Source organism: Nocardioides sp. WG-D5 (assembly GCF_054031175.1).
In genome coordinates this window covers 2,475,112-2,487,476 of the sequence record NZ_CM132928.1, presented here as the reverse complement: position 1 = coordinate 2,487,476, position 12,365 = coordinate 2,475,112, and the positions used below count along the sequence as shown (strand labels likewise).

The 12,365-nt window shown below is 69.0% G+C and carries 14 protein-coding genes; 10 read left to right on the top strand and 4 right to left on the bottom strand.

Annotation, left to right across the window (positions count from 1 at the left end; translation table 11 throughout):
• The first annotated feature begins 6 nt into the window (after positions 1 to 6).
• Positions 7 to 1,308, top strand: coding sequence for an MFS transporter (locus tag ACWZJV_RS12125; protein ID WP_457181616.1), 1,302 nt, complete (start codon positions 7 to 9; stop codon positions 1,306 to 1,308).
• A gap of 51 nt (positions 1,309 to 1,359) precedes the next feature.
• Here the strand turns inward: ACWZJV_RS12125 and ACWZJV_RS12120 are convergent, their stop codons facing one another.
• Complete coding sequence (locus tag ACWZJV_RS12120) at positions 1,360 to 1,830, bottom strand: winged helix-turn-helix transcriptional regulator (protein ID WP_457181615.1); 471 nt, start codon at positions 1,828 to 1,830, stop codon at positions 1,360 to 1,362.
• Positions 1,831 to 1,921: 91 nt separating this feature from the next.
• Between ACWZJV_RS12120 and ACWZJV_RS12115 the strand changes: the two genes are divergently transcribed.
• The 8 genes from ACWZJV_RS12115 (at position 1,922) to ACWZJV_RS12080 (ending at position 9,196) form a co-directional block, all read left to right on the top strand.
• Positions 1,922 to 2,386: an SRPBCC family protein gene (locus tag ACWZJV_RS12115; RefSeq protein WP_457181614.1), complete on the top strand. Its 465-nt coding sequence runs from the start codon at positions 1,922 to 1,924 to the stop codon at positions 2,384 to 2,386.
• A gap of 46 nt (positions 2,387 to 2,432) precedes the next feature.
• On the top strand, positions 2,433 to 3,635 hold the full coding sequence (locus tag ACWZJV_RS12110; protein ID WP_457181613.1) for a sensor histidine kinase: 1,203 nt from the start codon (positions 2,433 to 2,435) through the stop codon (positions 3,633 to 3,635).
• Positions 3,632 to 4,294 (top strand): response regulator, encoded by a 663-nt coding sequence (locus ACWZJV_RS12105; protein ID WP_457181612.1) that lies wholly within the window; start codon positions 3,632 to 3,634, stop codon positions 4,292 to 4,294. The genes ACWZJV_RS12110 and ACWZJV_RS12105 overlap by 4 nt, the downstream gene beginning before the upstream one ends.
• A gap of 367 nt (positions 4,295 to 4,661) precedes the next feature.
• Positions 4,662 to 5,543 carry a hypothetical protein gene (locus ACWZJV_RS12100; protein WP_457181611.1) on the top strand — a complete coding sequence of 294 codons (882 nt, stop codon included), beginning with the start codon at positions 4,662 to 4,664 and terminating at the stop codon, positions 5,541 to 5,543.
• A gap of 153 nt (positions 5,544 to 5,696) precedes the next feature.
• On the top strand, positions 5,697 to 6,536 hold the full coding sequence (locus ACWZJV_RS12095) for an alpha/beta hydrolase (protein WP_457181610.1): 840 nt from the start codon (positions 5,697 to 5,699) through the stop codon (positions 6,534 to 6,536).
• Complete coding sequence (locus ACWZJV_RS12090) at positions 6,533 to 7,273, top strand: ABC transporter ATP-binding protein (protein ID WP_457181609.1); 741 nt, start codon at positions 6,533 to 6,535, stop codon at positions 7,271 to 7,273. Before ACWZJV_RS12095 ends, ACWZJV_RS12090 begins: the two co-directional genes overlap by 4 nt.
• Before the next feature lies 1 nt (position 7,274).
• Positions 7,275 to 8,129 carry an ABC transporter permease gene (locus tag ACWZJV_RS12085; RefSeq protein ID WP_457181608.1) on the top strand — a complete coding sequence of 285 codons (855 nt, stop codon included), beginning with the start codon at positions 7,275 to 7,277 and terminating at the stop codon, positions 8,127 to 8,129.
• Between the two features lie 5 nt (positions 8,130 to 8,134).
• Positions 8,135 to 9,196, top strand: a complete 1,062-nt coding sequence (locus tag ACWZJV_RS12080; protein WP_457181607.1) for a fatty acid desaturase family protein — start codon at positions 8,135 to 8,137, stop codon at positions 9,194 to 9,196.
• 11 nt (positions 9,197 to 9,207) lie between these two features.
• Here the strand turns inward: ACWZJV_RS12080 and ACWZJV_RS12075 are convergent, their stop codons facing one another.
• From ACWZJV_RS12075 to ACWZJV_RS12065, 3 genes are all read right to left on the bottom strand, one after another.
• The gene (locus ACWZJV_RS12075) at positions 9,208 to 9,765 is read right to left on the bottom strand and encodes a hypothetical protein (RefSeq protein WP_008354692.1); all 558 of its coding nucleotides are present in this window, start codon (positions 9,763 to 9,765) and stop codon (positions 9,208 to 9,210) included.
• 47 nt (positions 9,766 to 9,812) lie between these two features.
• Positions 9,813 to 10,223, bottom strand: a complete 411-nt coding sequence (locus ACWZJV_RS12070) for a hypothetical protein (protein ID WP_457181606.1) — start codon at positions 10,221 to 10,223, stop codon at positions 9,813 to 9,815.
• Between the two features lie 74 nt (positions 10,224 to 10,297).
• A complete protein-coding gene (locus ACWZJV_RS12065) occupies positions 10,298 to 11,461 on the bottom strand; it encodes a beta-1,3-glucanase family protein (protein ID WP_457181605.1) in 1,164 nt (387 codons plus the stop codon).
• Between the two features lie 179 nt (positions 11,462 to 11,640).
• Between ACWZJV_RS12065 and ACWZJV_RS12060 the strand changes: the two genes are divergently transcribed.
• The gene (locus tag ACWZJV_RS12060; protein ID WP_196872517.1) at positions 11,641 to 12,342 is read left to right on the top strand and encodes an NAD-dependent deacylase; all 702 of its coding nucleotides are present in this window, start codon (positions 11,641 to 11,643) and stop codon (positions 12,340 to 12,342) included.
• The last annotated feature ends 23 nt before the right edge of the window (positions 12,343 to 12,365 follow it).

Below are 12,365 nucleotides of genomic sequence, written 5' to 3'. Positions count from 1 at the left end.
CCCACAATGACCCTCACCTCCGGTGGTAGCACGACCGGTCCACGTACGCAGATGGGCCGGATCGTCGCCAGCAGCTTCACGGGCAGCTTGATCGAGTACTACGACTTCCTGCTCTATTCCACCGCCTCGGCAGTGGTCTTCAACGAGGTCTTCTTCTCGAACCTCGACCCGGTCACCGGCACGATCGCGTCGTTCGGCACGTTCGCCGCCGGCTATCTGGCGCGCCCGCTCGGAGGCGTGGTCTTCGGTCACTTCGGCGACCGGCTCGGTCGCAAGAAGATGCTGGTCCTGACCATGCTGATCATGGGTGTGGTCAGCTTCCTGATCGGCTGCCTGCCGACGTACGGCCAGATCGGGGCGGCCGCGCCGGTTCTCCTGGTCCTGCTCCGGGTCGTCCAGGGCGTCGCGATCGGCGGCGAGTGGGGTGGTGCGGTGCTGATCACCGCCGAGCACGCCACCTCCCGGCGGGGGTTGTGGGCCTCGTTCACGAATGCCGGCGCCCCGGCCGGCATGGTCCTCTCGACCGCGGTGATGGCGGTGATGGCCTCGGTCACCACGCCCGAGCAGTTCACCGCGTGGGGCTGGCGGGTGCCGTTCCTGCTCAGCATCGTCCTGCTCGCGGTCGGTCTGTGGATCCGGCTGAGCGTCACCGAGTCCCCGGCCTTCGAGGCGATGAAGGACCGCAGGGCCGAGGCGAGGACGCCGCTGCTGGAGGTCCTCCGCGACCACCCGCGTACGCTCCTGCTGGCCGTCGGTGTCGGCCTCGGCGCCTTCGTGGTGCAGGGCACCCTGACAACCTTCCTGATCTCGTACGCCCTCGGGGCCGGCTTCGAGCGCCCGACCGTGCTCAACGCGCTGACGGTCTCCTCGGCGGGTGCCGTCATCGGCATCCTCGGCTGGTCCGCGCTCACCGACCGCGTCGGCCGCCGCCCCGTGGTCCTCACCGCTGCCATCGCGACCGCGGTCTTCGCGTACCTGCTCTTCCCGATGCTCGACAGCGGCTCGGTCGCGCTGCTCGTCCTGGCGGTCGTCCTTGGGCAGTCGGTCATCCATGCCGCCTTCTACGGCCCGCTCGCCGCGCTGATGAGCGAGGTCTTCAAGACCTCGTCGCGCTACACCGGCGCCTCGCTGGGCTACCAGCTCGCCGGCATGGGCGCGGGTCTCTCCCCGCTCCTGTTCGCCTCGCTCCAGAAGGCCGGTGCGAGCACGGTCATGCTCTCCACGGTCATCGCAGCCTTCTGCCTGCTGAGCGTGTTCTCCCTGATCAGGTTGGGGGAGACCAGCTCGCGAGAACTCGTCGACGCCTGAGGTCCCCATGCAGCAGAGCCCGCCGTGCGAGTCGCGGCGGGCTCTGCTGTCTCATCTGTCCCGGGCCGGCCGGCGAGCCGCCAGGTATTCGGCGGGCATGCCCGGCCCTGGCCGCACCACGACCTGCTCGGGCGGGACGTCCCCGTGCCGCTCGCACCTTGTCTCGACGTGGACCGGCTCGCCGCAGTCGGCGTGCAGGTAGTCGATGGGCCGCCCGTCGGGGGCGAACCAGGTGTCGCCCCACTCTGTCAGCGCGATCAGCGCCGGCCGCAGGCCCTGGGCCATCGCGGTGGGCCGGTAGTCGCCGGCGTCGTCGCGGGTCATCAGGCCGGCCTCGACGAGCGTGGCCAGGCGCGTCTTCAGGATGTTGGTGGCGATGCCGAGGTTGTGCTGGAAGTCGCCGTAGCGCGTCACGCCGGCGAATATCGCGTCCCGCAGGATCAGCAGGGTCCAGCGCTCGCCGACCACCTCGAGGGATCGAGCGATGGAGCAGATCTGGCCGTCGTACGTCTTTCCGAGCACGGGACGACTCTAACAAACCACTTGCATGATGAAAGTACGGGTGTCTACGGTGGTGCTTGCATGATGCAAGTCACATTCCGAGGAGACAGCCATGAGCGACCTGACCGCAACCTTCACCGTCGATGCGACGCCTCAGGAGGCGTACGAGGCCATCAACGACGTACGTTCCTGGTGGGGGCGCCACATCGCCGGGCCCACCGACCAGGTCGGGGCCGAGTGGTTCTACCTGGTGCCGGACATCCACTACTCCAAGCAGCTCGTCAAGGAGCTCGTCCCGGGCGAGCGCGTCGTGTGGGAGTTCACCGACGGCTACCTCGACTTCATCGCCGACAAGAAGGAGTGGATCGGCACCACCGGCCGCTTCGACATCGCCGTCGATGGCGATCAGACCCGCGTGACCTTCACCCACGAGGGACTCGGGCGCGGGGACGAGTGCTTCGACGTCTGCTACGACGCCTGGACCCACTACATCACCGTCAGCCTGAAGGGTCGGATCGAGTCCGGCCAGGGCACCATCCGCACGCAGGACGAGGACAAGGCCGCCGTGGGGCGATAGCGCCGACCTGACCGAGGGTGCACCGTCGCCCTGGTATTACTGAAACATGCTGAAGACCTGGCTCGGCCGCGGTCGTCTGGCGTTGTACGTCGCCGCGACCGTGCTCGGGATCGTGGAGGCGGCGGTCCTGACCACCGACCCCTACGAGGTCGCGGGCGGGGTCGCCCTGCTGGTCGGGTTCACACATGCCGCCTCGATCCCGTTGGCGCTCCGGCGTCCGGTGGAGGCTGCCGGCCTCTCCCTGGTCGCGGTGACCGTGGCCGCGCTGGCGATCGTGAGGCAGGGCGAGAGCGGATGGCCGTGGATGATCCCGCCGCCGACACTGACGCAGCTGGTCGTGCTGGTGGTGCTGACACTGGTCGCCGGGTGGCGGCTGGCGGCGATCACCCTGGGTATCCAGGTCGCTGCCGGAGTGGTGCTGGCCGTGGTCGGGATGGCCTGGAACGACCTCGTCCCCTCACTCATCGAGGTGGCCAACTTCGCCTCGCTCGCGCTGCTGATGGGAGCTCTCGCCACGGTCGCCAGGCGGCTCTCGGAGTCGCGCAGCGCGCTGCGTGAGGAGCACGAGCGCCGCTCGGTGGTGGAGGAGAAGGCACGCATCGCCCGCGAGCTGCACGACGTGATCGCCCACAACATGTCGCTGATCACCGTGCAGGCCAGATCGGCGCCGCACCGGGTCGACGACGTCAGCCCGGCGGCGGAGGCCGAGTTCGCCGAGATCGCCGACCTGGCGGCCTCGGCGCTGCGGCAGATGCGCGGGGTGCTCGACGTGCTGCGTACCGAGGAGGGGCAGTCGGGCCGGGTCCCGGTGCCGGGCATCGACGGGCTCGGAGACCTCTTCGAGTCCGCCCGTGGGACCGGGCAACGGGTCGAGGTGCGCGGTGAGCTCCCGGAGGTCACCGACGTGGCGCCCGAGGTCGGCACCGCGGCCTACCGGATCGTGCAGGAGGCGCTCACCAACGCCCGCCGCCATGCCCCCAGCGAGGTGGTCGGCGTCGACCTGACGCTGGGGGAGGAGGATCTCGAGATCCGGGTCGCCAACGCGCTGGACGGGGCCGGTCCCGCCGAGGCCGCCGGAGGCGGTCACGGGCTGATCGGGATGCGCGAGCGTGCCGCCGCCGTCGGTGGCAGTCTCACGGCCGGAGCGGTCGGCGGCGAGTTCGTCGTCGAGGCCCGCCTCCCGGCCCGAACCGCGGTGCGTACGCCCACGCTGAGCCAGGACAAGAAGAACGGTAGAAAGACCCCGTGACGGTGAAGATCGTGGTCGTCGACGACCAGGCGATGGTGCGCTCCGGCTTCGTGGCGCTGCTCAGCACCCAGCCGGACATCGCGGTCGTCGGCACCGCGGCCGACGGCTCGGAGGCGTTGCAGGTGGTGCGGCGTACGCATCCCGACGTGGTGCTCATGGACGTCCGGATGCCGGTGATGGACGGCATCGAGGCGCTCCGGCAGCTCTCCGAGAACCCGGCCACGGCCCAGACCAAGGTGGTCATGCTGACCACCTTCGACGCCGACGAGTACGTCCACGAGTCGCTGCGTCTCGGCGCCAGCGGGTTCCTCCTCAAGGACGCCTCACCCGACGAGCTCGCCTCCGCGATCCGGGTGGTCCATGCCGGTGAGGCGCTGCTCTCGCCGTCGGTGACCCGGCAGGTGATCGCGCAGTTCGCCCGCGCCCCGCGCAAGCGCAAGCAGGACCCACGGCTCAAGCAGCTCACCGAGCGCGAGCGCGAGGTGCTGGAGAACATCGCCCGCGGCAGCTCCAACAGCGAGATCGCCGCCGAGCTCTTCCTCGCCGAGCAGACCGTGAAGACCCACGTCAGCCGTATCCTCGGCAAGCTCGGCCTCCGCGACCGCGCCCAGGCCGTCGTCTTCGCCTACGAGAGCGGCCTGGTCGCTCCTCACGTCTAGGGGCAGAGCACGGCTGCGGTGCTCTTCGGGTGGGGCCGACCGATTGAATCGGAGTGATAGTGGTGTTGTCCTGATGGGGAAGTTTCGATGCTTCTGCTCGTGTCGGATGAGGATTTCGATGCAGATCCTGCGTCGATCGATGTTGATCAGCTCTACATGGCAGCCGTCGTTGCGTTCCGTTGCCCAAGAAGCGGTCACTTGTGGATCTACTGGGATGGGATGGACCGTCGGCCAACGCTGTACGCGCCACAAGAGGTGGGTGGCAGTTGATGGCTAGCGATCCCGCGTCGAGCGGCGGAGAAGCGGCCCGTAGACGTGGGTTTGTCTTACCGTGATCCTCACATACATCTGCTACCTGCCTGGCTCAGTGGCAACCTCAGACTTCATGGGCCTCGTGGATCGTGACCTGGGATTTCATGCGAGCCGTGTCCGGTCGAACCTGCTTCCAGGTCGACGACCAGTGCCCTATGCGCGGAAAGTCGTAGACCAGTTGGCGAAGGACCATCGCCCGAGTGCGACGACCGTAGAGGCGGATGACGGGCAGCGATTCCAGTTGACTGGCATCGCGGGATGGCCGGCGCAAGTGATCATTCTGGAGACTGCGAAATGGCCCGATGAGGGACTGATTCGTGCAGGCGCTGCACTTCCCGGCTTTACTTCCGCGATGGTGGGAGATGCTGACGACGTCTTCTGGCAGTCCGAAGAGCAGGTGACTACATACGAGGCCTTCGGGCGCGGTTGGGGCCACCTGCCGACCACTTACGACGAGACATTCGAGTGCGAGAAGATCGATACCTCAGGCAACGCAGGTCGACGTACGCCAGCGCCTGGAATGTGGCTATGGGCAGCCGCGACGATGTGGTTCGGCGCCGATGCGTTCAGGATCGTGGACCGAGAGCGGCTGATGGCCCTCCCCGTTGGTTCCTTGTCTGAGACCGACGGAGGTCTGGTCCGGGTAGACCTGTTCCGACTGAGTGACGACATCAATTCGATTCGTGAGGCCCAGCGAGAGTTTCGCGCGTGGATGCGATACGACGAGCTCGAGGCGAGATCTGCCGAGTTGGCAGCGTCGTTCAACGATCCACAGATCGAGATTGAACATGGCGACTATCCAAGCGGCGGCACCCGGAGGGTGACTCATTGGTTCTCGCAGGGTGTTCCTGCCGCCAAGTCGGTAGCCACGGCGAAGCGCGTCGTCGAGTTCGGTTCAGACGGCACGCCGTTGCGGGACGAGATGATCGAGGTGTGACGGAGCGTTACGGCATCGGGCCATGGCTGGTGTAGATGATCGCATCGGCGGTCTGAAACCGTCCTAGGGGACATCCCGCACTACCCCGGTAGGGGGTCGAATGGCTCCCGGGAGTGACGCGCGGGCCGACACCTGATTCCTACCGTCACGGCCATGACAGTTGTGATGCCGCTCAGGTACGGCCTCAACGAGGCCGACGGAACCATCGGACCCCGCCTGCTCGCCTGTGACCCGCCGGGAGGGGCGCGGGTCGTGGAGGTCTTCGGGGATGTCGTGACCGCCGACCACATCGCGGTCCTGGTGCCCGGCAACGGCCACCACCTCGGCAACTACTTCACCAGCACCGAGGCCCACAGTCCGCGGTCGCGGGGGCAGATGCTGCTGCGTACGATGCACCAGATCGCGCCCGAGAGCCGGTCGGCCGTGGTGGTCTGGCTGGGCTACCACTCGCCGCCGGAGTGGTACAACGCGATCACCAACGGGCCCGCTTATGCCGGCGCCCGCGACCTCGCCGCTCTCACGCACTACCTGCCGCGCGCCGCCCACCTCACCCTGGTCGGGCACAGCTACGGCTCGACCGTCGCCGGCCTCGCCCTGGCATCCGCCCGCGCCGAGGACTGCGTGGCGCTCGGCAGCCCCGGAATGGGCGTGGTGCACCGCTCCGAGCTCGGGTCACGCACGCGGCTCTGGGCGGCGTACGGCGAGACCGACCGGATCCGGCTGGTCCCGCAGGTACGCCTCGGCCGCCTCGGTCTGGGGCGTGGCCCGCTGCATCCCGAGCTGGGCGCGACCCGGTTCGGGACCGGCGACATCCCCGGCCACTGCGGCTACTACGCCGAGGGCAGCGAGTCGCTGCTCAACATCGCCCGGATCGCGCTGGGCCGATACGACGAGGTGACCCCGGCCGGCACGGTCATCTCGACAAGCTCGACCACCGATAGCCGGGTCGCCGCCCGACGCACCCCCACCAAGGACATGGAGGCAGCAGCATGATCACCGACGAACCCGCCATCTGGACCCAGGGGCTCCGCAAGAGCTACCCCGGCCGTGGCGCCGCCCTGGACGGCATCGACCTCGCCGTCCCGGCCGGCACGGTCCACGGCCTGCTCGGCCCGAACGGGGCCGGCAAGACCACGACCGTACGCATCCTGGCCACCCTGGCCAGCTTCGACTCGGGTCAGGCCTGGGTCGCCGGCCGCAACGTCGCCCGCGACCGCGCCGGGGTGCGAGCTCGGATCGGCGTCGCCGGCCAGTACGCGGCCGTCGACGGCGTCCTGAGCGGCCGTCAGAACCTGGAGATGTTCGCCCGCCTGCACCGGATGCGGGCCCGCGAAGCACGGGCCCGAGCCGACGAGCTGCTCGAGCGCTTCGACCTCGTCGAGGCCGCCGGCCGCCCGGTGAAGGGCTATTCAGGAGGCATGCGACGAAGGCTCGACCTGGCCGTCAGCCTGATCCGCAGCCCGCGCGTGCTCTTCCTCGACGAGCCCACCACAGGGCTCGACCCGCGCAGCCGGATCGAGGTCTGGGACGCGGTCCGCGAGCTGGCCGACTCCGGCACGACCGTGCTGCTCACCACCCAGTACCTGGAGGAGGCCGACCGGTTGTGTTCACGCATCACGATGGTCGACCGCGGCCGGGTCGTGGCCGAGGGGACGCCCGCCGAGCTCAAGTCCAGCGTCGGCGGCCGCGACCTCGACGAGGCGTTCCTGCTGATCACCGAGGGGGCCTGAGATGACTGTGTTCACCGATGTCCCCGATCGACCCATCGAGGCTGGCAACGCTCACGGATCACGCATCACGTGGGCGACGGTCGACACCTGGGTCGTGGCCAAGCGCCACCTCCTCCATCTCGTACGCCGCCCCGACGAGCTCCTCGGCACCCTGATGATCCCGGTGATGGCCGTGGCCATGTTCGGCTTCGTCTTCGGCGAGGCCTTCGGGGTCGCGATGGACGTGCCGGGGGCGGAGTACCGCGAGTTCCTGCTCCCCGGTCTCTTCGCGCTCACCATGGCGTTCGGCATCGGCAACACCACGATCTCGGTCGCCGAGGACGTACGCGGCGGGGTGCTGGACCGGATGCGATCCCTCCCCATGTCGCCGGTCGCGGTGCTCGCCGGGCGCGCCCTGGCCGACGTGATCCTGGCCGTGGTGGAGCTGAGCATCCTGCTGGCGCTCGGGACACTGTTCGGCTGGCAGGCCCACCTCGGGCTCGGCGGGGTGATCGCCGCGCTCGGACTCCTGATCCTGCTCAGGATGGCCTTCTCCTGGGTCGGCATCCTGCTCGGGCTGCTGGTCAGCGGCCCGGAGGCGGCGATGAAGTACTTCGCGCTCGTCTTCCCGCTCGCCATGGTCGCCGACACGATCGTGCCGACCGACCTGATGCCGGGCTGGCTTGCCCTCCCCGCCGAGTGGAACCCGCTGTCCTCGACCGTCATCGCCACCCGCGAGCTCTTCGGCAACACGGCCGGCCCGGCCACCACCTGGGTCGGCGAGCACGCCCTCACCATGGCCGTCCTCTGGCCGGTCGCCATCATCGCGATCTGCCTGCCGCTGGCGATGGCCCGGCTGCGCCGGCTGGGGCGGTGACGGTGATGACGACGCTTCCGAGCCAGGCGTCCCGTCAGGTCAACGCCTACACCGAGCTGATGAACCGGGTCAGGCAGGAGGGTCTCCTGGAGCGGTCCCCGAGGACGTACGCCCGGCGGGTGGCCCTCCTCGGCTCCGGCTTCGCGCTCGCGCTGATCGCCCTGCCCGCCCTCGGTCAGACCTGGTGGCAGCTGCTGGTCGCGGCGGCTTTCGGGGTCCTGTTCACCCAGACCGCGTTCCTCGCCCACGACGGCGCCCACCGCCAGATTTTCGCCTCGGGCCCGAAGAACGAGTGGGCCTCCCGCATCCTCGGCAACCTGGTCGTCGGGCTGAGCTACGGCTGGTGGATGCGCAAGCACACCCGCCACCACGCCAACCCGAACAAGGTCGACGCCGACGAGGACATCCGCCCCTCGGTCCTGCTGTTCACCCCCGAGGACGTGGAGCGACTTACGGGTCTCAAGCGGTGGCTCACCGCCCGCCAGGGATGGCTCTTCTTCCCGCTGCTGACCCTCGAAGGCGTCAACCTCCACCTCGGCGCCGTCCTCACCGTGATCAAGGACCGAGACCTCAAGCATCGGCGTACGGAGGCAGCGCTCCTGGCGCTGCGGCTGATCGGCTGGCCGGTGCTGGTCTGCTCGGTCCTGGGCCTCGGCCTCGGGGCGGCCTTCCTGGGCGTGCAGCTGGCCGTCTTCGGCGTCTACATGGGGGCCAGCTTCGCCCCCAACCACAAGGGCATGCCGCTGGTCCCGCGCGACACCAGGATCGACTTCCTCTCCCGCCAGGTCCTGACCTCCCGCAACATCCGCGGTGGGCGCTGGGTTGACCTGCTCATGGGCGGCCTCAACCTGCAGATCGAGCACCACCTCTTCCCGAGCATGCCGAGCAGCAGCCTTCGCCGCGCCCAGCCCCTGGTTCGCGCCTACTGCGCCGAGCAGGGCGTCGCCTACACTCAGGCCGGTCTCCTGGAGTCGTACGCCATCGTCGTCCGCCACCTCAACCGCGTGGGCCTCGGCGACCGCGATCCCTTCGCCTGCCCGTTCGTCGTGGCCAACCGGACGGGCTGAGCGGGCAGGCCCTACGGAGTCGGATCGACCGGCACCGCTGCCCGGACCCGTCCGTGATCGGAGTAGTCCGCATCGACCTCCACGGTCCCGGCGCCACCGAGCTCCCTCTCCCACTCCCGCGTGAGGGATTCGGTCTCGCCCTCCTCGCGAGCCCGCCGGTCGAAGGTGACCCCGATGACGTACCCGTCGTCGGACCAGACCAGCACCCCGTCGACCTCGGCCTCGAAGCGTTCGCCGCCGGGCAGGATCAGGTCGATGTGCTCGCTGTCGTAGTCGCGCATCCCGGGGAAGTCCTCGTTGTCCTCGGGCAGGCTGGAGAGCTGGACCGGTTCGCGCAGGTCGAGCTCGATGGTGTCGGGGTCGCGGACGAGCTGACCCCAGACCACGAGCACAGCGACGAACAGCACCGGGATCGCGAGCACGCCGACGCCGGTCCACGCCAGCGGCCTCGGATTCTTGCCGGACGTCCGCACCACGGCGGCCGCGACGAGCAGGACGAGTGCGACCGCCACGAAGATCAGGAGCACGGCCCCGACGACGATGATCAGAACCGCACCACCCGCACCCATGTGCTCAGTATCCCCGCCGCGGCAGTGCCCCGCACCGGCATATGCGCCTACCCGACGGTGGCGACGATGCAGATTGCCAGGGTGGAGAAGTAGACGACGCCGGCGAACATCGCGTGGAAGCTGACCCGGAGCGGCAGCCGGCCCTTGAACATCGAACGCAGCGCCAGCCGGTAGGCGTTGACCGTCGAGAGGTGGCTGCCGCCCATGCTTCGCGTACGCCGCAGCAGCATCGTGTCGCCGAAGACGTTGCCGATGGTGATGAGGGCGAACGCGGCCCACGCCCACAGGACGCGGTCGGTCAGGACGTACGTGATCCAGGAGGCGACCCCGAGCACGGAGAGCGTCACGTGGGTGATGGCGACCCGAGGGTGCGCGCGGCCGTGCCCCAGCCAGCCTGTCAGCAGCAGGACTCCGACCGCGGCCTGGACGAGCCACGCCACGAGGACGACGTACGACATGAAGCGACCGTACGGGCCCTCGTGGCGTGCCGGACGGGCCGAGCCGACGATCCCCGATAGAGGGGAGGGGCCGGTCAGAACGGGGTCAGCGTCACCGTCATCTCGGAGGCGTTGTCCTCGACGTACGAGGCGAAGCCCCCGACGTCGTCGAAGGCGAACCCGTACGCCTTCCCGTCGACCGTGTGGTCGTGCATCGCCTTGCTGTACGCATGGACGGGCGCGCCCTGGTAGAACCCGCCTGCGTCGCCGGTGGGCTGATCGGCGGAGGCGAGCAGCGTGGTCCGGTTGAAGCCGGCGCCGAGCACGGCCGCGACCGGACCGGTGATGCCGTCGTTGGGGGCGGCCAGGGCGCCGTCGCAGAAGAGCACGTCCCGGGTCGACGGCCGGCTGAACGCCTTGACCCCGCCGTCGAAGACGAACTGGTCGCCGCTGACCCGGCCGGTGAAGGTGGTGTTGTTCGCCCTCACCACGAGCGGCTCGCCGGCGTACTTCGACCACACCTGGTCGATGTAGGAGTCGAAGAACGTCGTGGAGAACCTCCCGGCGTCCAGTCCGTGTCCCGGCGCGAGGATCCGGCGGTCGTCCACGACGAGCGAGCCGAAGTCGGGGGAGGCCGAGACGGCGGAGAAGATCTTCGCGCGGCCGCCCTCGACGAGGGTGCCGGTGGTCGGCGACTGCTCGCCGGTCAGCGCGATCGAGAGCGGGACGCTGAACATGTCGACCATGGTGGTGTTGCAGTAGATCCGGCCGCTCTTGTAGGTGAACTCGACGCAGTCGTGCAGCACGCCGTAGCTGGGGTCGGACTCGACCCAGGCCGCCGGGTAGGCGAGCGCGTTGCCCTCGTTGACCTTGAACTTCAGCTTGTCGCCGAGCGAGAAGTAGATCCGTCCGGACATGTCGACGGGGATCTGGGAGAGCGTGTCGCCGCTGCTCGAGAACGGGATCGCGTAGTCGGCGTAGCCGTCGGCGCCGTTGTCGGCGAGGGAGACGGGCACGAGCGTGCCCTCGGGCGTGACCCGGGACTGCTCGCCGGTCGCCAGGTTGGTGCCGACGACGTAGAAGTGGATGGAGCCGTTGTCGTAGGCACCGGTCCGGTTGACGAAGCGGAGCCGGATCGCGGCCTGGGCGCCGATGCCCTGCGGACGCATCGCATGGGCGGCCTGCCCGTTGGGCCCGCCGAGGAGCGGCACGGCGAAGGCGGCAGAGGTGGCGGCTAGTACAGATCGTCTGGTCAGCATGGGACCTCCCGAGTGGGGAACTGTAGGAACCCGAATTACAGTAAGGGGCCTTTACAGTAAAAGTCCATACTCTCGTCGGGCGGGCCTCGTGACAGCGTCGGTTCGATCACAAATACCGATCGAGTGACCAAAACGGCGGTTCGGGGGCAGCGGATGTTTCGTCAACCTCGCTAGCCTGAATGCTTGTGAAAGTTGTCGTGCTCACCGGAGCCGGGATCTCGGCCGAGAGCGGTCTCGCCACCTTCCGGGACGCCGACGGGCTCTGGCAGGGGCACCACGTCGACGAGGTCGCCACGCCCGAGGCCTTCCGTCGCGATCCCGCGACGGTCCACCGCTTCTACGACGACCGCCGCCGTGAGCTGCGGGCGGTGGTCCCCAACCCGGCGCACGTCGCGCTGGCCCGGCTCGAGCAGGTCCTCGGCGACGAGCTGCTGGTCGTCACGCAGAACGTCGACGATCTCCATGAGCGAGCCGGCTCCCGCCGGGTCGTGCACATGCACGGCGAGCTGCTCTCGGCGCTCTGCGACTCGTGTCAGGGCAGGTTCGCCTGGGACGACGACCTCGCCGACGCGCCCGCCTGCCCGGGCTGCGGCAACGACACCCTGAGGCCCGACGTCGTGTGGTTCGGAGAGATGCCCTACGACCTCGACCTGATCGAGCGAGCGCTCGTCCAGGCCGACCTCTTCGTCGCCATCGGCACCAGCGGCGCCGTCTACCCGGCCGCCGGTTTCGTACGCATGGCCGCCCTCGCCGGCGCCAAGACGCTCGAGCTCAACCTGGACCCGTCCGAGACCTCGCACCTCTTCGACGACGCCCGTCAGGGACCGGCCGGCAAGCTGGTTCCGGAGTGGGTCGCCGACGTACAGGCCCTCTCGCGTTGACCCCTTCGTAATTTCTGTCACGA

Bases quoted from the DNA above. Each gene is read 5' to 3' on its own strand.
- ACWZJV_RS12125 (WP_457181616.1), top strand. From the start codon at position 7: ATGACCCTCACCTCCGGTGGTAGCACGACCGGTCCACGTACGCAGATG.
- ACWZJV_RS12115 (WP_457181614.1), top strand. From the start codon at position 1,922: ATGAGCGACCTGACCGCAACCTTCACCGTCGATGCGACGCCTCAGGAG.
- ACWZJV_RS12110 (WP_457181613.1), top strand. From the start codon at position 2,433: ATGCTGAAGACCTGGCTCGGCCGCGGTCGTCTGGCGTTGTACGTCGCC.
- ACWZJV_RS12095 (WP_457181610.1), top strand. From the start codon at position 5,697: ATGACAGTTGTGATGCCGCTCAGGTACGGCCTCAACGAGGCCGACGGA.
- ACWZJV_RS12090 (WP_457181609.1), top strand. From the start codon at position 6,533: ATGATCACCGACGAACCCGCCATCTGGACCCAGGGGCTCCGCAAGAGC.
- ACWZJV_RS12085 (WP_457181608.1), top strand. From the start codon at position 7,275: ATGACTGTGTTCACCGATGTCCCCGATCGACCCATCGAGGCTGGCAAC.
- ACWZJV_RS12080 (WP_457181607.1), top strand. From the start codon at position 8,135: ATGACGACGCTTCCGAGCCAGGCGTCCCGTCAGGTCAACGCCTACACC.
- ACWZJV_RS12075 (WP_008354692.1), bottom strand. From the start codon at position 9,765: ATGGGTGCGGGTGGTGCGGTTCTGATCATCGTCGTCGGGGCCGTGCTC.
- ACWZJV_RS12070 (WP_457181606.1), bottom strand. From the start codon at position 10,223: ATGTCGTACGTCGTCCTCGTGGCGTGGCTCGTCCAGGCCGCGGTCGGA.
- ACWZJV_RS12065 (WP_457181605.1), bottom strand. From the start codon at position 11,461: ATGCTGACCAGACGATCTGTACTAGCCGCCACCTCTGCCGCCTTCGCC.
- ACWZJV_RS12060 (WP_196872517.1), top strand. From the start codon at position 11,641: ATGCTTGTGAAAGTTGTCGTGCTCACCGGAGCCGGGATCTCGGCCGAG.